Origin of the sequence: Aureimonas sp. AU40 (assembly GCF_001463785.1) — a bacterium.
Taxonomy (GTDB): domain Bacteria; phylum Pseudomonadota; class Alphaproteobacteria; order Rhizobiales; family Rhizobiaceae; genus Aureimonas.
In genome coordinates this window covers 92,590-110,595 of the sequence record NZ_BBWL01000029.1, presented here as the reverse complement: position 1 = coordinate 110,595, position 18,006 = coordinate 92,590, and the positions used below count along the sequence as shown (strand labels likewise).

At 66.1% G+C, this 18,006-nt stretch carries 20 protein-coding genes; 8 read left to right on the top strand and 12 right to left on the bottom strand.

The window, feature by feature from the left end:
* Positions 1-37: 37 nt before the first annotated feature.
* From minE to AUL32_RS09630, 7 genes are all read right to left on the bottom strand, one after another.
* Positions 38-307 carry a cell division topological specificity factor MinE gene (gene minE / locus AUL32_RS09660; RefSeq protein WP_061976543.1) on the bottom strand — a complete coding sequence of 90 codons (270 nt, stop codon included), beginning with the start codon at positions 305-307 and terminating at the stop codon, positions 38-40.
* Positions 304-1,119, bottom strand: a complete 816-nt coding sequence (gene minD, locus AUL32_RS09655; protein ID WP_061976544.1) for a septum site-determining protein MinD — start codon at positions 1,117-1,119, stop codon at positions 304-306. Before minD ends, minE begins: the two co-directional genes overlap by 4 nt.
* 60 nt (positions 1,120-1,179) lie before the next feature.
* A complete protein-coding gene (gene minC / locus AUL32_RS09650; protein ID WP_061977849.1) occupies positions 1,180-1,929 on the bottom strand; it encodes a septum site-determining protein MinC in 750 nt (249 codons plus the stop codon).
* Between the two features lie 212 nt (positions 1,930-2,141).
* Complete coding sequence (gene purU, locus AUL32_RS09645; protein ID WP_062114186.1) at positions 2,142-3,005, bottom strand: formyltetrahydrofolate deformylase; 864 nt, start codon at positions 3,003-3,005, stop codon at positions 2,142-2,144.
* A 108-nt stretch (positions 3,006-3,113) separates the two neighbouring features.
* Positions 3,114-3,875 carry an SDR family NAD(P)-dependent oxidoreductase gene (locus AUL32_RS09640; protein ID WP_062114184.1) on the bottom strand — a complete coding sequence of 254 codons (762 nt, stop codon included), beginning with the start codon at positions 3,873-3,875 and terminating at the stop codon, positions 3,114-3,116.
* Between the two features lie 84 nt (positions 3,876-3,959).
* Positions 3,960-4,436: a TspO/MBR family protein gene (locus AUL32_RS09635; RefSeq protein ID WP_062114181.1), complete on the bottom strand. Its 477-nt coding sequence runs from the start codon at positions 4,434-4,436 to the stop codon at positions 3,960-3,962.
* 12 nt (positions 4,437-4,448) lie between these two features.
* Complete coding sequence (locus tag AUL32_RS09630; protein WP_062114178.1) at positions 4,449-4,946, bottom strand: DUF3429 domain-containing protein; 498 nt, start codon at positions 4,944-4,946, stop codon at positions 4,449-4,451.
* Positions 4,947-5,080: 134 nt separating this feature from the next.
* Between AUL32_RS09630 and AUL32_RS09625 the strand changes: the two genes are divergently transcribed.
* Both AUL32_RS09625 and AUL32_RS09620 read left to right on the top strand, forming a co-directional pair.
* Positions 5,081-6,205, top strand: a complete 1,125-nt coding sequence (locus AUL32_RS09625; protein ID WP_156421403.1) for a glycosyltransferase family 4 protein — start codon at positions 5,081-5,083, stop codon at positions 6,203-6,205.
* Positions 6,206-6,377: 172 nt separating this feature from the next.
* On the top strand, positions 6,378-7,529 hold the full coding sequence (locus tag AUL32_RS09620; protein ID WP_062114300.1) for a DegT/DnrJ/EryC1/StrS family aminotransferase: 1,152 nt from the start codon (positions 6,378-6,380) through the stop codon (positions 7,527-7,529).
* Between the two features lie 37 nt (positions 7,530-7,566).
* Here the strand turns inward: AUL32_RS09620 and AUL32_RS09615 are convergent, their stop codons facing one another.
* The 4 genes from AUL32_RS09615 to rfbC are packed head-to-tail and all read right to left on the bottom strand — an operon-like array spanning position 7,567 to position 11,045.
* Positions 7,567-8,526 carry a rhamnan synthesis F family protein gene (locus AUL32_RS09615; RefSeq protein WP_062114172.1) on the bottom strand — a complete coding sequence of 320 codons (960 nt, stop codon included), beginning with the start codon at positions 8,524-8,526 and terminating at the stop codon, positions 7,567-7,569.
* A complete protein-coding gene (gene rfbD, locus AUL32_RS09610) occupies positions 8,523-9,407 on the bottom strand; it encodes a dTDP-4-dehydrorhamnose reductase (protein WP_062114169.1) in 885 nt (294 codons plus the stop codon). Before rfbD ends, AUL32_RS09615 begins: the two co-directional genes overlap by 4 nt.
* A 5-nt stretch (positions 9,408-9,412) precedes the next feature.
* Positions 9,413-10,471, bottom strand: coding sequence for a dTDP-glucose 4,6-dehydratase (gene rfbB, locus AUL32_RS09605; protein WP_062114166.1), 1,059 nt, complete (start codon positions 10,469-10,471; stop codon positions 9,413-9,415).
* A gap of 1 nt (position 10,472) precedes the next feature.
* Positions 10,473-11,045, bottom strand: a complete 573-nt coding sequence (gene rfbC / locus AUL32_RS09600) for a dTDP-4-dehydrorhamnose 3,5-epimerase (protein WP_061976553.1) — start codon at positions 11,043-11,045, stop codon at positions 10,473-10,475.
* Between the two features lie 141 nt (positions 11,046-11,186).
* Here rfbC and rfbA point away from each other — a divergent pair, with 141 nt between their 5' ends.
* From rfbA to AUL32_RS09570, 6 genes are all read left to right on the top strand, one after another.
* Positions 11,187-12,059 (top strand): glucose-1-phosphate thymidylyltransferase RfbA, encoded by an 873-nt coding sequence (gene rfbA, locus AUL32_RS09595; RefSeq protein WP_061976554.1) that lies wholly within the window; start codon positions 11,187-11,189, stop codon positions 12,057-12,059.
* A 146-nt stretch (positions 12,060-12,205) separates the two neighbouring features.
* A complete protein-coding gene (locus AUL32_RS09590; protein WP_062114163.1) occupies positions 12,206-13,045 on the top strand; it encodes an ABC transporter permease in 840 nt (279 codons plus the stop codon).
* Positions 13,046-13,051: 6 nt separating this feature from the next.
* Positions 13,052-13,807: an ABC transporter ATP-binding protein gene (locus AUL32_RS09585; protein WP_061976556.1), complete on the top strand. Its 756-nt coding sequence runs from the start codon at positions 13,052-13,054 to the stop codon at positions 13,805-13,807.
* Positions 13,808-14,212: 405 nt separating this feature from the next.
* Positions 14,213-15,625, top strand: coding sequence for a circularly permuted type 2 ATP-grasp protein (locus AUL32_RS09580; RefSeq protein ID WP_192847447.1), 1,413 nt, complete (start codon positions 14,213-14,215; stop codon positions 15,623-15,625).
* Positions 15,626-15,746: 121 nt separating this feature from the next.
* Positions 15,747-16,688, top strand: coding sequence for an alpha-E domain-containing protein (locus AUL32_RS09575; RefSeq protein WP_061976558.1), 942 nt, complete (start codon positions 15,747-15,749; stop codon positions 16,686-16,688).
* A 137-nt stretch (positions 16,689-16,825) separates the two neighbouring features.
* Positions 16,826-17,572, top strand: coding sequence for a proteasome-type protease (locus AUL32_RS09570; RefSeq protein ID WP_062114158.1), 747 nt, complete (start codon positions 16,826-16,828; stop codon positions 17,570-17,572).
* 11 nt (positions 17,573-17,583) lie between these two features.
* Here AUL32_RS09570 and AUL32_RS09565 read toward each other — a convergent pair whose 3' ends face one another.
* The gene (locus tag AUL32_RS09565) at positions 17,584-17,946 is read right to left on the bottom strand and encodes a gamma-butyrobetaine hydroxylase-like domain-containing protein (RefSeq protein WP_061976560.1); all 363 of its coding nucleotides are present in this window, start codon (positions 17,944-17,946) and stop codon (positions 17,584-17,586) included.
* Positions 17,947-18,006: the final 60 nt, after the last annotated feature.

The following is an 18,006-nucleotide window of genomic DNA, read 5'->3' as shown; positions in this document are numbered from 1 at the left end:
GGCCGTCACCAACCGGACCGCGAAGGCCCGGCTGGCGTCAGTGGGCCGTCAGGAGTCCCGCTTGCTGCGGGAGTTCGATATCGACCTCGAGGGTCGACATCTGATCTCGCTTGTCCATCTTGACCTTCACCTTGTCCCGATTGATCGGAACGTGGCGGGCGATCACGGCCAGGATCTCCTCGCGAAGCACGGCGACGAGGTCGGACTGGCCGATCTCGGCCCGCTCGTGCGCGAGCAGGATCTGAAGGCGTTCCCGCGCGGCGGGGGCGGTGGTGCGCTGTTTCTGGAAGAAGCTGAAAAGGCTCATGCAGCCCTCCGGCTGAAGAACTTGCCGAGGAGACCGCGCTTGTCCGACGGCACGTTCATGGGGACGGTCTGACCCATGAGCCGCTTCGCGGCGTCGGCATAGGCCCGGGCCGGGGCGCTCGATGCGTCCGACAGAGTGACCGGCGTGCCGAGATTGGAGGCGCGCAGCACTTCCGGGCTTTCCGGCACGATGCCGAGCAGCGGGATCGACAGGATTTCGAGAACGTCGTCGACCTTGAGCATGTCGCCGCGCTCGGCGCGAATGGGGTCGTAGCGGGTCAGAAGCAGGTGCTTCTCGATGCGCCCGCCATTTTCGGCGCGCAGCGTCTTGGAGTCGAGAAGGCCGATGATACGATCGGAATCGCGCACCGAGGAGACTTCCGGATTGGTGACGACGACGGCGAGGTCGGCATGGCGCATGGCGAGCGTCGCGCCGCGCTCGATGCCGGCCGGGCTGTCGCAGATCACCCAGTCGAACTGCGCGCGGAGCTGGTCCATGACGCGGTCGACGCCGTCCTGGGTCAGGTTGTCCTTGTCGCGGGTCTGCGACGCCGGCAGCAGGCAGAGCGTATCGACCCGCTTGTCGCGGATGAGCGCCTGGTTCAGGTTCGCGTCGCCCTGCACCACGTTGATGAGGTCGTAGACGACGCGCCGCTCGGCGCCCATCACGAGGTCGAGATTGCGCAGGCCGACGTCAAAATCGACCACGACGACCTTCTGGCCGCTCTGTGCGAGCGCTGCGCCCAACGCGGCGGTCGAGGTGGTCTTTCCGACGCCCCCTTTGCCCGATGTCACCACCATAACCTCAGCCATGTCAGGCCTTTCCTCGTTGTTTCGTTTCGTGCGGCCGTCGGACACTGCCGACCGCCGGGCTCAGTTCGAAAGCAGGACGGTCTTGAGAACCGTGTCGTCGAGCCAGATGTGAACGGGCTGGCCCAGAGTCTTGGGGTCGAGATCCTCGGCGGTCTTGTAGAGACCGTCGATGGCGATGAGTTCGGCTTCGAGCTTGCGGCAGAAGATGCGGGCGTTGGCATTGCCCGCCGAGCCGGCCAGCGCGCGCCCCCGCAGCGCGCCGTAGACATGGATCGAGCCGCCGGCGATGACCTCGGACCCGGACGCAACATGCCCGAGCACGGTGACGTCGCCTTCCGGGAAGATGATCGACTGGCCCGAGCGAACCGGCGTTTCGATCAGGAGCGAAGGCGTGACGGGCGGCGGCACGAGGCGCGCTCCGGCGGGCGCGGCCTGCGGCGCGCTGCCGGGCTTGGTCGGCGCCGCGCTCGTCTCGTCCGGCATCTCGATATCGGCCGCGTTGCGGCCGCCCCGCATTTCGGGCGGCATTCCGGGTCCGAGAATGGAAGGCAGCGCGCCTTCGATGCCCATGACGCGGACATTGCGCTTGTTCAGTTCGCTGAGGAGCTCGGCCAGCTGCTCGCGGGTGATCGGCAGGCCGGCCACATCAAGGACGATGGGTCGGCCGAGAAAGAAGCCCGTGGAGCGGCGGGCGAGATCGTCCAGCTGTGCCAGCCAGTCGCGGAACGGCAGCTCGGGCGACAGGACCAGCGCCAGGAAGGATCGGCCGCGGAGGCGGACCGCTTTGCGGTTCGGTAGGACTTCGGTCATCTTCATTAACGCTTTGTTGCTGGTGGAGTTAAACCCCTCAGCCTTAACTGAGGGTTAACTCTCGGCCGAAGAGAGGCGGACGGAGGGAACAAACGGCGCGATGGGCAAGCGATCGGACTCTCGCGACCTGCTGGCGGAAACAGAAAAGGCATCCCCTTCAGAGGGATGCCTCCGATCTCTCGCGTAGGGTCGCAGCGGGAGCCGCGCGCCGATCAGTCGCGGAAGATCACCGTCTTGTCCTTGTTGGGGATCACGCGGTTCTCCAGATGCCAGGCGATCGCCCGCGACAGGACGCGTCGCTCGATGTCGCGGCCCTTGCGCACCAGGTCGTCCGGCGAGTCCTGATGCGAGATGCGCTCCACGTCCTGCTCGATGATCGGCCCCTCATCGAGATCGGCCGTCACGTAATGCGCCGTCGCGCCGATCAGCTTCACGCCGCGCCGATGCGCCTGGTGATAGGGCTTGGCGCCTTTGAAGCCGGGCAGGAACGAATGGTGGATGTTGATGCACTTGCCCGAAAGCCGCGCTGAGAGCTCGTCCGACAGGATCTGCATGTAGCGGGCGAGCACCACGAGATCGGCGCCGGTCTCCTCTACGACGCGGACGATCTCGGCCTCCTGCTCGCGCTTGGTCTCGCGCGTCACAGGAAGGTAGTGAAACGGGATGCCGTCGAAATCGTGATGCGCATAGGTCTCGCGCGGATAGTTGGCGACGATGCCGACGATGTCCATGCGAAGCTCGTCGATGCGCCAGCGGTAGAGAAGATCGGCAAGACAATGGTCGAAGCGCGATACGAGGATCAGCACCTTCTGCCGATCTTCGGCCCCCGAAATGCGCCATTCCATGCCGAAACGCTCGGCGATGGCGCCGAAGGCGCCGGTCAGGCTCTCGATCCGCACCACGGATTCCACCATGGCGAAGCGCACGCGCATGAAGAAGCGGCCGGTTTCGGGATCGTCGAACTGGTGCGCCTCGCGAATATCCGCACCATTGTCGAAGAGATGACGCGACACGGCGGCGACGATGCCCGGGCGGTTCGGGCAGGACAGGGTCAGGATATGGTCGGGGCTGGGCACGAAGGCACTCCGGCGAAGACGGGAAACTGACCCTCCCCTAACCGATCGCGCCGCAGCATGAAAGAAAGCCGGCGGCGCGACGGTCAGGTCAGCGTGTCGCGATCAGGATCAGATCGACCCTGCTTCGACCATGTAGTTGTTGGCCGTGCACATGGCCGAGTCGTCAGACGCCAGGAACAGAACCATGCGGGCGAGATAGACCGGATCGATCGGCACGGGCAGGCACTGGCGCTTGAGATGCGCGTTCAGTGCCTCTTCGGTTACCCAGAGCGTCTTCTGGCGCTCTGTCATGATCCAGCCCGGCACCACGGTGTTGACGCGAATGCGGTGCGGCCCGAGGTCGCGCGCGAAGGAGCGCGTCATACCGTGCACGGCAGCCTTGGAGGTCGTGTAGACCGGCATTCCGCCGCCCGCTTCCCACCAGGAATTGGAGCCGAAATTGATGATCGACCCGCCGCCAGCGGCGATCATGCCGGGCGCGACGGCCTGGATGGCGAAGAACATGTGACGCAGATTGGTGGCGATCCGCTCGTCGTAATAGTCGGGCGTCACGTCCTCCCAGCCGTGCCGATCGTCCCGCGCGGCGTTGTTGACGAGAACGGTGGCGGGGCCGAGCCGGGCGTCGAGTTTGGCGAAGGCGGCGCGCAGGGCTTCGATGTCGCGCAGATCGCAGGGCTCGAAGGCGACCTCGTGCCCCTCACCCGTCATGGTCTCCGCGAGCTTGGCGCCGCCTGCCGCGTCGATGTCCACGAAGCCGACGCGCGAGCCCTGGTCCGCGAAGGCGCGCACCATGTCGGCGCCGATGCCGGACGCCCCGCCCGTGACGAGCACCGTGCGTCCGCGAAGGCTGGGATAGATGGCAAACGACATGGTGTTCTCCCAAAGGCGTGCCGGTGTCCGGCTACTTGAAACCCGGGGCTTGGGCTCTGCGCTCCGGCCGGTCAAGTCTTCCACTTAAGCAAAAACCCCGCGATCGCGGTTCAAGCGCCAGACCGAAAGGTTGAGCGCCCCGGCGATGCAGACCCAGGCGAGGTAGGGTACGAGAAGCAGCGCCGCCGCATGGCTGTGCGGCCAGAAGGCGAGGATGTTGGCCGCGATAGCCAGCGCCAGCAGCGTGATGTCGAGAAAGGCGAGATCGGGCCGCTTGCGCCCGAAGAAGAGCATCGACCAGAGAAAGTTCAGCACCATCTGCACGACGAACAGGCAGAAGGGGATGAGCACAAACCCCGCCTCTCGCCAGACCAGCCAGCCGCTGACCGCGATCAGAAGATAGAGCACGCTCCAGACGATGGGAAAGGCGCGGTTGGGCGGCGTCCAGGACGGCTTGACGAGCGTCCGGTACCAAGTGCCCGGCCGGAACACGATGCCGCTCGCCGCGATCAGCGCGGAGAAGAGAACGAAGCCGACAAGGATCAGGATCGACGTGGTCATGACAAAGCCTCCTCAGGCGAAGCCCGCGACCCGCAGGCCGAGCAAGGCGCGCGACAGGACCGCCAGTCCCATCTGATAGGGCCGCAACCCGGCGAAACTGCTCGGCACCTCGCCGGAACGCGCGGCCAGCGGGTCCAGCACGGCGAGCGAGAGATAGGCAAGGATCAGAACGACCGTCGCAGCCCCGAACCATTGCGCGCCCGTCAGGAGGATCGAGCCGAATCCTGCCAGAAACAGCCAGAGCATCATGGCGAGCTGCGAAATCGTGGCGCCGTCCGGTATGCGGAAGCTGACGCCGCGCCGGACGCCCGACAGGAAGGTGACGATCGCGCCGGCCCAGATCAGCGTCAGCGGCAGCACGGCGTCCGACCGCGCCGGCCAGACATAGAGGGACACCGCGCCGGCCGCGATCGGGACGATCGCGGCATAGGCGAAGAGGATGTCGATCAAGGGCGAACGGGTCGGTTCGCGGACGGGAATGGCGATCGTATCGGAGGCGCGCTGGTTCATGAAGTGCGAGCTAGGGGCCGCGTCCTTCGATTCTACTGCCGCCCCGGCTTTTCGACGCCATCCTCGTAGCGGCCCTTCCGGCCGCCAGCGGCTCGGGTTAGAGCAGGCGCATCGTCTCGAACACGGTCCCCGACTTGCCGAAGCTGCTTTTCGTCGTCACCGAAGACTGGTTCTTCGCCTCCCACTTCCTGCCCATGGCGCGCGTCGGGGTCGAAATGGGCTGGGAGGTCGTGGTGGTCGCCCGCGTGCGCGAACATGCGGGGGCGATCGAGGCGGCTGGCGCGCGGGTCGTGCCGCTGGAGGCCGAGCGGCGCAGCGTCAATCCGCTGCAGGCCCTCGCCACCGCCCGCAAGCTGGCCGCAATCCTGAAACGCGAGCGGCCCGATCTCGTGCATTGCATTTCGCTGAAGCCCATTCTCGTGGGCGGCCTCGCCTGCCGCATGGCCGGCATCCGCGCCCAGGTATTTGCGCTGACCGGCCTCGGCTTTCTCGGCGCGCGGCAGGACGGCGCCGGGCGCCTCGCCCGACGGGTTCTACGCCTTGCGGTTCGCCGCGTGTTGGAGACGAAGGGCACGCATTATCTCTTCGAGAACCGCGACGACCCCCGGCTTCTCGGGCTGAGCCTCGACGATCGACGGGTCACGATCGTCAACGGCGCCGGCATCGATCCCGATCGCTATCCCGCCACATCCCTGCCCGTCGGCGCGACGCTCAAGCTAGCCCTTGTTGCGCGGCTTCTCTGGTCCAAGGGCGTGGAGACGGCGGTGGAAGCGGTTCGCCTCGCCCGCGCCCGAGGCTGCGATGTCGCGCTCGATCTTTATGGCGCACCTGATCCGTCCAACCCCAAGGCCGTTCCGCTAGAGACCTTGCGGGAGTGGACGGAAGGCGATGGCGTCCGATGGCTCGGCGCGACGCGGGACGTCGCCTCGGTCTGGCGCGAGCACGATCTCGCCATCCTGCCCTCGCGGGGCGGCGAAGGCCTGCCGCGGACGCTTCTGGAATCCGCGGCCTGCGGGCGCGCCGCGCTGACCACGGACGTTCCCGGCTGCCGCGATCTCGTGCGCGACGGGGTGGACGGCTACGTCCTGCCGGTCGGCGACACCGAGGGTTTCGCGCGGCGCATCGAAGCTTTGGCGAGCGACCGCGCTCTGCTGCAATCCATGGGGAATAGCGCTGCCGCCCGCGTGCGAGGCTCCTACACCGAGCGCCACGTCATGGAGACGATTGCCGCTCTCTACCGTCGCCTCGTCGCCAGCTGAGGCGAAACGGCGGGGGAAAAGCTCGTCCTTTCGACATCACGCGCGGGTCGCCCGGGCGCATCAAACGTGATGCAGCGGCGCCACGCCCCGCTTGGATTTTTTCGCGCAATTCATTAGCGCTTTGCGCACCCGGAGGCGCCGGTCGCCCCCGGTTCTAAAAAAGGACGACATGATGACCCAAGCGATTCCGTTCATCGATCTGGCGACGCAGCGCGATCTCATCCGCGAGGGGATCGAGGCGCGTCTCGGCCGGATCATGGATCAGGGATCGTTCATCCAGGGGCCGGAGGTCGCCGAGTTCGAGGCCGGGCTGTCGGCCTTCAGCGGCATGGCGGAGACCGTCTCCTGCGCGTCCGGCACCGACGCGCTTCTGATGCCGCTCATGGCCTGGAACATCGGGCCGGGCGACGCCGTCTTCGTTCCCAGCTTCACCTTCGCGGCGACCGCCGAAGTGGTGGGCCTCGCCGGGGCGACCGCCGTCTTCATCGAGGTTCTGCCCGACACGTTCAACATCGATCCCGAGCACCTTCGCCGGACCGTCGCCGCCATCGCCCGCGCCGGCGAGTTGCGCCCGCGCGCCATCATCGCGGTGGACCTTTTCGGCCAGATCGCGGACTACGCACCGATCCGCGCGGTGGCCGACGAGTTCGGCTTGAAGCTCATCTCGGACGCGGCGCAGGGCTTCGGCTCGACGCGCGGAGGGCATCTGGCCGGCCATTGGGCCGACGTGCTGGCGACCAGCTTCTACCCCGCCAAGCCGCTCGGCTGCTATGGCGACGGCGGTGCGATTCAGACTGACGACGCCGAGCTTGCCGCGATCCTGCGCTCGATCCGCGTCCATGGCGGGGGCAGCGACAAATACGACAATGTTCGGCTCGGCCTCACCGCGCGGCTGGATTCCTTTCAGGCCGCCGTTCTCAACGAGAAGCTTGCGCTCTTCCCCGGCGAGATCGAAGCGCGCATGCGCATCGCCGCCCGCTATGGCGAGCATCTGGCCGGCGTCGCGCCGCAGACGATCGCGGGCGACGTCGTCTCGACCTGGGCGCAATATACGATCCGCGTCCCCGGCGGGCGGCGCGATGCGTTCATGGCCGAGATGAAGGAACGCGGCGTTCCGACCGTGATCTATTACGGCAAGGCCCTGCACCAGCAGACGGCCTATCGTCGCTTCCCGGTCGGCGGCAACGGGCTGCCCGTGACCGAGGCGCTTTGCGGCGAGGTCGTGAGCCTGCCCATGCATGCCTATCTCGACGAGGCAGTGCAGGACCGCATCGTCGAGGCGGTGGCGGACTCGCTGCGCGCGGTCGGCCTGCCCGCCGCCTGAGATAGAAGCGGGCAAGGCGCACCCGGCGCCCTGTCCGTCACCCGGCCTTGGGGCCGCGCTCGCGTCTCATCATCAGGCGGAAGCCGACTCGTGCGACGGCGAAGAGCGGGCGCGGCAGGTGGTGATAGAGATGATGCGCCACCAGCATCAGGCGCGGATGCCGGCGCCAGAGGTCCGGTACCGGGAGAATGAACGGGTTCTCCAGCGGCCGCAGTTCCGAGCGGGCCAGCGCTCGCAGGTCTTCCAGCGACGCGCCTTCGCGCGCTGCCCGGCGCAGCGCCGGAACGGCCTCGGCGGCCGTCGCGACCGTTCCCCGCCGCTCCGCGAGAAGCGCGAAAAGCCGCTCCAGCGCATGGGCCGTGGTGCCGTCCAGCTGGCCCTTCTCACGCTCGAACAAGGTTTCCAGCTTGGGCTCGGCCAGCGCTTCCAGCGCGCTGCGCCGAAACCAGAACATGGAACTGGCGGCGAAATGATCGGCCTCCAGCGCCTCCAGATCGAGCGGCAGTCGCAGCGCGGCCGCGACGCGCCGCAGCGCCTTCGCGTTGAGCCCGATCCGGCTTTCCAGAGGCAGCATGTGGTTGGCCGGGGCGACGAGGCCGAGCCTCGGCTCTTCCTCCATCAGGGCGAGCACGTCCGGCCCGGTCGCGGCTTCGTCGCGGCGAAGCAGGGTGCCGGTGAGGTGTTTGCGCCAGGCTTCGCCATCGCTGCGGTGCTTGGAGCGCTTGGTGTGGAGCTTCAGCCCGACCGAAAAGCTCGGGCCGACCTCGCGCAGCGCCCGCAGGAACGGCAAGACGTCCCGCCCCCGGTTCTCCACGTCGATGCGCCGCTGGCGCACGAGATGCGGGCTCTGCACCGTAACCAGTTCCAGCGCCGGGTTCGGGCAGGTCACCACGACCTCGAACGGCCGATCGAAGCTCTCGGCGATCTCCAGCGCCATCTCCGCCCAGACATCGGCGTAGAAGGCGTGGACGAAGATGACGGGAACGTCCGGCTTCAAGGCGCTTCGTTCGAGGCGAGTGCCGCCATGCAGCGGCTCACGCCGTCCGTCCAGACCGGCAGAGAATGGCCGAAGGCGGCGCGGAAGCGCGCGGTGTCGAGCCGCGAATTGGCGGGCCGGCGGGCCGGCGTCGGATAGTCCGCCGTGGTGATGGGCTCGACGCGAACCGTCTTGCCGCCCGAGGCGGCCAAGCGCTCGAACACGGCCTCGGCAAAGCCCGCCCAGGTCGTCTCGCCCTCGGCCACCATGTGGAACGTGCCGCGTGCCTCCGGTGCGTCGGAGACGAGCTTGCGGGCCACCGCCACGATGCCTTCCGCGATATCGGGCGCGTAGGTCGGCGTTCCCCGCTGGTCGCCCACCACACGCAGCTCGTCCCGCGTCTGCGACAGGCGGAGCATGGTCTTCAGGAAGTTCGCGCCATAGGGACCGTAGACCCAGGCCGTGCGCAGAATGGCGTGGTTCGGGTTCGCTTCCGCCACGAGCCGTTCGCCCTCCAGCTTGGAGCGGCCATAGACGCCCTGGGGCCCGGTCGGGTCGGTCTCGACGTAAGGCGCGCTCTTGTCGCCGGCAAAGACATAGTCGGTCGAGATGTGGATCACCGGAAGGCCGGCGGCCGCCGCAGCGGCGGCGGCGTTCCCCGCCCCTTCGGCGTTGACGGCGAAGGCCGCCGCTTCCTCGCTCTCGGCCTTGTCCACCGCCGTATAGGCGGCGGCGTTCACCACCACGTCCGGCCGGTGCTCGGCGATCGCGAGGTCGAGCGAGGCGCGGTCGGTGATGTCCAGCGCCGGGCGCCCGAGCGCCACGACCTCAAGGTCGCCGCGCGACAGAGCCAGAAGCGCCTGCGCGACCTGACCGTCGCGCCCCGTCACGAGAAGCCGCATCCCGCTCACCCCTTCGCGCCGAGGCGCTGGCCGCTATAGCGACCCTCGCGGATCGGCTGCCACCAGTCCCGATTGTCTAGGTACCAACGGACGGTCTTCTCCAGACCCGTCTCGAACGTCTCCTCGGCCTTCCAGCCGAGTTCGGTCTCGATACGCGTGGCGTCGATGGCATAGCGCAGGTCGTGGCCGGGGCGATCCGTCACGAAGTCGATCAGCGAGCGGCGCTCCGTGCCGTCCGCCAGCGGCGACAGGCGGTCCAGCGTGTCGCAGATCGTCTCGACCACGGCGAGGTTCGAGCGCTCGTTGCGCCCGCCGATATTGTAGGAGCGGCCGATCTCGCCCTTGGTCGCGACCAGCGCCAGCGCGCGGGCGTGATCCTCGACGAAGAGCCAGTCGCGCACGTTCTCGCCCCGGCCGTAGACCGGCAGGCGCTTGCCCTCCAGCCCGTTCAGGATGATGAGCGGGATGAGCTTCTCGGGGAAATGATAGGGCCCGTAATTGTTCGAGCAGTTCGAAAGCACCACCGGCAGATGGTAGGTGTGGTGCCAGGCCATGACGAGATGGTCGGACGAGGCCTTCGACGCCGAATAGGGCGAGGACGGCGCGTAGGGCGTGTCCTCGGTGAAGAGGCTGTCGTCCAGCGGCAGGTCGCCGAAGACCTCGTCGGTCGAGATATGGTGGAAGCGGAAGGCCGCCTTTCGCTCGCCCGTCAGCTCGGACCAGTAGGCCCGCGCCGCTTCCAGAAGCTCGTAGGTGCCGACGATGTTGGTCTGGATGAAGTCGCCCGGCCCGTCGATCGAGCGATCGACATGGCTTTCGGCGGCCAGATGCATGATCGCGTCGACCTCCTCCCGGCGAAGGATGTCCAGCACGAAGGCGCGATCGAGAATGTCGCCCTTCACGAAGGTATAGCGCGGGTCGCCTGCGATCGAATCGAGCGAGGACAGGCTCGCCGCGTAGGTCAGCTTGTCGAGATTGACGACGGAATGCTCCGTGTCGTTCACGAGATGCCGGCAGACGGCCGAACCGATGAAGCCGGCGCCGCCGGTGACGAGGATCTTCATGTCAGGCCTCGTTCTCGTAGACGAAAGGAGATTCGATGTCGCGAAGGTTCGGCGCCGCCTCGTCCTTGGCGGACAGGACCGGCTCGCGTCCGCCGAGCGGCCAGTCGATCGCGAAGTCCGGGTCGTCGAAACGGATGGAGCGGTCGTGTTGCCCGCTATAGGGCGCGCTCACCTTATAGAAGACCTCGGTGTGCGGAACGAGCGTGACGAAGCCGTGTGCGAAGCCGACCGGCACGAGGATCTGGTTGAAGCTTTCGGCCGAAAGCTCCAGCGACACCCACTTGCCGAAGGTCGGCGAGCCCTTGCGGATGTCCACCGCCACGTCGAGGATCTTGCCGCGCAAGACGCGAACCAGCTTGTCCTGGGCGAAGGGCGGTTCCTGATAGTGCAGGCCCCGCAGCGTAAACGCCTCGGCGGAGTAGGACTGGTTGTCCTGCATCCAGTCCTTGTCGACGTTATTGGCGCGAAGTCGGTCGCGGTTGAAGGTTTCCGAGAAGAAACCGCGGTCATCCCCGAATTTCCTCGGCACGATTTCCAATACGTCCGGAATAGCCAGAGCGCGGACTTCGAGCATGAAACAACCTTCGCCTGTTGGTTTTGAAAGCGTTTAACGCTATTGCCCGGCTTGCGGCAAGAAGGGAAGCAGCGCAGCTTGGCTCCCGCCTGCCGGCTTGAACGGTTGGTTAATGTCGACAGGACGGATGGAGCAGTGGCGATGAAGGGCATCATTCTGGCGGGCGGAAGCGGCACGCGGCTGCATCCGATGACGCTGACGGCGTCGAAGCAGCTCCTGCCGGTCTACGACAAGCCGATGATCTACTATCCGCTGTCGGTCCTCATGCTGACCGGCATCCGCGACATTCTCATTATTTCCACGCCGCACGACCTGCCCCGCTTCCGCGCCCTGCTGGGCACCGGCGAGCGCTGGGGCATGAAGTTCACCTATGCCGAGCAGCCGAGCCCGGACGGGCTCGCGCAGGCCTATCTCATCGGCGAGGAGTTCGTCGGCGGCGAGAAGTCGGCGCTGATCCTGGGCGACAACGTGTTCTACGGCCACGGCCTGCCGGAACTCCTGGGCAGTGCGGTGACGCGCGACAAGGGCGCCAGCGTCTTCGCCTATCATGTGAACGACCCCGAGCGTTACGGCGTCGTGGCCTTCGACGAGGCGGGCCGCGCCACGTCGATCGAGGAAAAGCCCCAAAACCCCGCCTCCAACTGGGCCGTCACCGGGCTCTACTTCTACGACGGGCGCGCCTCGGAGTTCGCCCGCGCGCTGAAGCCCTCGCCGCGCGGCGAGCTGGAAATCACCGATCTCAACCGCGTCTATCTCGAGGAAGGCTCGCTCAGCGTCGAATGCATGGGCCGGGGCTTCGCCTGGCTCGACACGGGCACGCCCGATTCGTTGCTGCAAGCGGCCGAATTCGTGCGCACGCTCGAGCATCGCCAGGGCTTCAAGGTCTGTTGCCCGGAGGAGATCGCGTTCAATCTCGGCTTCATCGACGCCGACCAGCTGACGCGCCTTGGCAAGGAACTCGGCAAGAGCCAGTACGGCGTCTATCTCCAGAAGATCGCCCAGGGCGGCCTCTGACCCCGGCCGCCTCGCGCTTGTTAGCAGCGGGGCGAATGGCTACTAGCTGAGAAGTCCGGGCGATCCGTCGCCCGGCAGCCTCCCGCTGCCCGCGTGCCGTGGAGGCGCCGGACCATCCGGCCCCGACAGAAGGACCATCGGATAGCATGGCTTTGACGGACGCTCCTGTTTTCGTCTCCACCGGTCACTCCGACCGGAAGGCCCGGATGCGCGAATGCGTAGCGGACTTTTCCAAGGGTCTGGGGATGCGCGAGCTCTGGCTGTTTCTGGGCTGGCGGGACGTGCGCAAGCACTACCAGCGCTCTGTGCTCGGCCCGTTCTGGCTGACGCTCTCCATGGGCCTCATGGTTCTCGGCCTAGGCATTCTCTATTCGCAGATCTTCGGACAGGCGATCCACGACTACCTGCCCTTCCTGGCGATCGGCTTCATCATCTGGGGCCTCATCAGCGGCCTGATCATCGGCGCCTGCGACGTCTATTCCGGCGCGGCCGCCTCGGTGCGGCAGGTGCGCATGCCGCTCAGCATCTACGTCTTCCAGTTCGTCTGGCGCCAGTTCATCACCTTCGCCCATAACTTCATCATCTATATCGTGGTGGCGATCTTCTTCGGCCTTTCGCCGGGGCTGAACGTGCTGATGTTCGTGCCCGCCCTCGTTCTGGTGGTGCTGAACGGCTTCTTCGTCACCATGATCCTGGCGCCGCTCTGCGCGCGCTTCCGCGACATTCCGATGATCGTGCAGAGCGTGGTGCAGATCGTCTTCTTCATGACGCCGATCCTGTGGGACCCTAAGCTCGTTCCCCAGCGCGCCGTCTTCCTTCAGGCCAACCCGTTCTACCATTTCATCGAGATCATCCGCGCGCCGCTTCTCGGCCGCGTGGCCTCGCTGGAGAACTGGACGATCTGCCTCGGGCTGACCGCAGTTCTCGGCTTCCTCGCCTTCCATTTCTTCGCGCGCTATCGGCCGCGCATCGCATATTGGGCCTGATCCCGAATGGCTTCGATCCAGTTCGAGAACGTCTCGGTCGACATTCCCGTCTTCAACGCGAGCAACCGCTCGCTGAAGAACAATGTCCTGTCCGCCGCCACCGGCGGCCAGATCCAGCCGCGCGACAGCGGGCGCATGGCCGTGCGCGCCATCGACAACCTGTCCTTCGAGCTGACGCATGGAACGCGGGTCGGCCTCATCGGTCATAACGGCGCCGGCAAATCCACCATGCTGCGGGTCATCGCCGGCATCTACACGCCGACAGGCGGGCGCGTGACGGTCGAGGGCGACGTCGCGCCGATGTTCGACATCGGCTTCGGCATGGACCCGGACGCGACGGGCTGGGACAACATCATCCTACGCGGCATGCTGCTTGGCTATTCCAAACGCGAGATCCAGGAAAAGGCGCGTGACATCGCGCTCGTCAGCGATCTCGGCGAATTCCTCGACATGCCGCTGCGGACCTATTCGGCCGGCATGTCCACCCGCCTCGCCTTCGCCGTCTCCACCTCGATCCGGCCCGAGATCCTCCTGATCGACGAGGGCATCGGCGCAGGCGACGCGGCTTTCCTGGCCCAGGCGCGCGAGCGCATGCAGCGCTTCATCAGCGAGGCCGGCCTGCTCGTGCTCGCCTCCCATGCCGACGACCTCCTGCGCCAATGGTGCCGGACCGGCATCTGGATGGAGCACGGCCGAATGCGCATGCATGGCGAGATCGAAGAGGTTCTCGCCGCCTATCACGCCTCGCTCGCGGGCGGTTAAGCTTCACCCCCTTCCCGACCCCGAGGGCACTTCGGGTTGACCGCGGATGGCTCGCTTTGAGCTTGGGGGCTGGCCGTATTCGATCGTTCGGGTCGCTCTGGCTGAGTCGCGCATCCCGCTTTCGCTCGGGCCTCGCCTGCGGGATCTCTGCCCTCGGCTTGAGCAGAGGGCGAATGACGAGCACTGCGACAGAGCCACAACCTGCCCGTTCATCGATTCTCGTGGGTGTTCCCGCGCCGTTCGATCAGGGAATGGGCAGCGACCGCTCAAACTCTGGGCGCGATGAACTCGCTTTGGGCATCTCCCCGTTCCGAACCTCAGGAATATCGGGAATGCCACCCGGCGAGGCTTGGCATTTGCCCGGTTTGGCCCATTCTTGTCGGGTCGAAACGCGGGGGGTTGGGGTTGAGTGCATTTGACGAAATGCTGGCGAGCGAAGCGGGCGTGCGCGAGCCGTATCGACGGTTCCAGTCCTGGTTCGAGACGCAGGTTCCCCAGACCCTGGCCCGTAAGGCCGGCGAGGCCGAGGGCTTCTTCCGACGCACCGGCATCACCTTCAACGTGTATGGCGAACAGGAAGCGGCCGAGCGCCTGATCCCCTTCGACCTCGTTCCCCGCATTATCGCCGGCCGCGAATGGGCCCGCCTTGCCGAGGGCATCGAGCAGCGCGTGACGGGCCTTAACGCCTTTCTCGACGATATCTATCACGATCAGGAAATCGTGAAGGCCGGCATCGTTCCCGAACGCCTCATCAAGGGCAACGAGGCCTTCGTGCCCCAGATGAAGGGCTTCCGCCCGCCCGGCGGCGTCTACACTCATATCATCGGCGTCGACATCGTGCGCACGGCCGAGAACCAGTTCTATGTCCTCGAGGACAACGCACGCACCCCTTCCGGCGTCTCGTACATGATCGAGAACCGCGAGACGATGATGCAGATGTTCCCGGAACTGTTCGCGCAGAACCGGGTGCGGCCGGTGGAGACTTATCCCCGGCATCTGCGCCGCTCGCTCCAGGCCGTCGCCCCCCCGGCCTGCAAGGGCACGCCACGCGTCGCCGTGCTCACCCCCGGCATCCACAATTCCGCCTATTACGAGCATGCCTTCCTGGCCGACCAGATGGGCGTCGAGCTGGTCGAAGGCACGGACCTCAAGCTGGTGGACGGGCGCATCGCCATGCGCACCACGCAGGGCTATCTGCCGATCGACGTGCTCTACCGGCGCGTGGACGATGCCTATCTCGACCCGCTCGAATTCAACCCGGACTCCGTGCTCGGCGTGCCGGGGATCATGGATGTCTACCGAAACGGCGGCATCACCATCGCCAACGCCCCGGGCACCGGCATTTCCGACGATAAGGCGATCTATTCCTACATGCCGGAGATCGTCGAGTTCTACACCGGCAAGCCGGCGATCCTCGAAAACGTGCCGACCTGGCGCTGCGCCGAGGAACAGAGCCTCGCCTATGTGCTGGAGCACCTCGACGAACTCGTGGTGAAGGAAGTCCATGGTTCGGGCGGCTACGGAATGCTGGTCGGCCCCGCCGCCTCCAAAGGCGAATGCGAGGCTTTCGCCGCCAAGCTGCGTGCCCGGCCCGGAAACTACATTGCCCAGCCGACCCTCGCGCTCTCCACCGTCCCGATCCTGACGGAAAAGGGCCTCGCCCCGCGCCACGTGGACCTTCGCCCTTTCGTGCTCGTGTCCGACACGATCAAGATCATTCCCGGCGGGCTCACCCGCGTCGCTCTCAAGGAGGGCTCGCTCGTGGTGAATTCGAGCCAGGGGGGCGGCACGAAGGACACTTGGGTGTTAGAGGACTGAACCGGAGGCGGCAGGTCGGGCGGGTTCCCGCTCGGTCCCTGTCGCTCCCTTCACCAGCCCTTCCGCTCCCGGCGGAAGTTCCCGGCGGCGCGCCGCGCAAACAGGATCAGAATCGCGACAGATGGCACTTCTCGGACGCACCGCCAACGGACTCTTCTGGATGCAGCGCTATATCGAGCGGGCCGAGAACATGGCCCGGCTTCTCGACGCGGGTCTTCGTCTGTCGCTGACCAATCTTTCCGCCGAGCCCGACGAATGGCAGTCCGTTCTGGTTTCGGCCGGCGTCGAGAACGGCTATCTCGCCAAATACGAGAGCTTCGAGCCGGCGCAGATCATCGACTACATGCTGCGCGACTTCGACAATCCGTCGAGCGTCCTGTCCTCCATGGGTACGGCGCGCACCAACGGGCGCATGGTGCGCACGGCGCTGACGCGCGAGACGTGGGAGGCAATCAACGAAAGCTGGTTGATCCTGCGCCAGCAGTTGGCAAGCCCGGTCGACGATCTGCCGGCCATCCTCGACCTCGTGAAGGCGCGCACAGCGCTGATCCGAGGCTCGTTCTACGGAACGATGCTGCGCAACCCGATCTTCGACTTCTGCAATCTCGGCACCTTCGTGGAGCGAGCCGACAACACCGCCCGCATCCTGGACGTGAAATACTGGGTGCTCATGCCCCGGCATTCCTCGGTCGGTTCCTCACTCGACAATTATCAATGGGGCTCGATCCTGCGCTCCGTCTCGGCGCTGCGCTCCTATGCCTGGGAATACGACGCGGATCTGAGGGCCGTCGACATCATCGATTTCCTTCTCCTCAACCGGCGCATGCCGCGCTCGCTTGCCTATTCCTATCGCTGCATCCACGACAGTCTGGACTATCTCGAACGCGCCTATGGGCAGGAGCGCGAGTGCCACGCCACGGCCCGCGCCATCTCGGCCCGGCTGGAGCAGCACACTGTCACCGAGATCATCGAGGCCGGGCTTCACGAATTCCTGGAAACGCTGATCCTCGACAACAACCGCCTGTCCAACGAGATCGCCCGAGACTTCAGCTTCTATTCCTGACCTCCCCATCCTGAAGGCTCGCGCAAGCTCTGGGGCCGTTTCGCGGCGCCGGGGCTTGTGATTGCGCCCGCGCACCGGCATATCCTCGCGCCCAAAGGCCCGTCCTCCGTCCACCCGGGGTCTCAGGAGCAGTCGAAGTGACCTATTGCGTTGGTCTTCTTCTCAATCGCGGCATGGTCTTCATGTCCGACACCCGGACCAATGCCGGGATCGACAACATTTCCGTGGTGACGAAGCTGCGCACCTGGAACGTGCCGGGCGATCGCTTCATCTGCCTCATGTCGGCCGGCAATCTGGCGACGACGCAGTCCACCATCTCGCTTCTGGAAGAGCGAGGCCTCGCCCCGCACCAGCGCACGCCGACGCTTCTGACGCAGCCGAGCATGTTCCAGACGGCCAAGCTCGTCGGCGAGACGCTGCGCGAGGTGATCTCCTATACCAACGAGCCCGGCAGCGAAGGCGGCAGCCGCTTTCTCGGCTCCTTCATCCTCGGCGGCCAGATCAAGGGCGGGCGCCCGCGCCTGTTCATGATCTATCCCGAAGGCAATTTCATCGAGGCAGGACCGGACAATCCGTTCTTCCAGATCGGCGAGCACAAATACGGCCGGCCGATCTTGGTGCGCACCTACGAGCCGGAGATGGCGCTGGAAGACGCGGTGAAGCTGCTGCTCGTGTCGTTCGACTCCACGATCAAGTCGAACCTCTCGGTCGGCCTGCCGATCGACCTTCAGCTCTATGAGACCGACCGGTTGGAAGGCGGCCATCGCCAGCGCTTCGACGATCGCGACCCCTACTACCGCCAGATCTCGGAAGGGTGGGGCGACGCGCTGAAATCGGCCTTCGACCAGCTTCCGCCTTTCAACGCCGCGCCGGCGAAAGCCTGACGACCGAACCCTTACGGATCGCGGCTGAGACCCTTGGCCTCCAGCTCGGCGAGATAGGCGTTCCACAGCCGCTCGCCGTCCCGCGCGAGCTGCAGGAGGTAGGACCAGGTGTAGATGCCGGTGTCGTGCCGATCGTCGAAGACGATGCGCACGGCATAGTGACCGACCGGCAGAATATTGGCGATCGCGACATCGCGCTTGCCGCCGAGCGTCACGCGCTGGTCCGGCGAATGGCCTTGCACCTCGGCCGAAGGCGACAGGACGCGCAGCATCTCGGCCGAAATCTCGGCCGCCGGCGCGCTGGGAAAACGCAAGGTCAGGCTCCGCCGGTCGGGCGAAACACGAATTTCCTGGGGGATCGGGCCTGCGGACATCGGGATTCTCCTCGGGCGCGGTGATGCGCCGGCTTGACCCGGTTGGCAAGCCTTTCCACA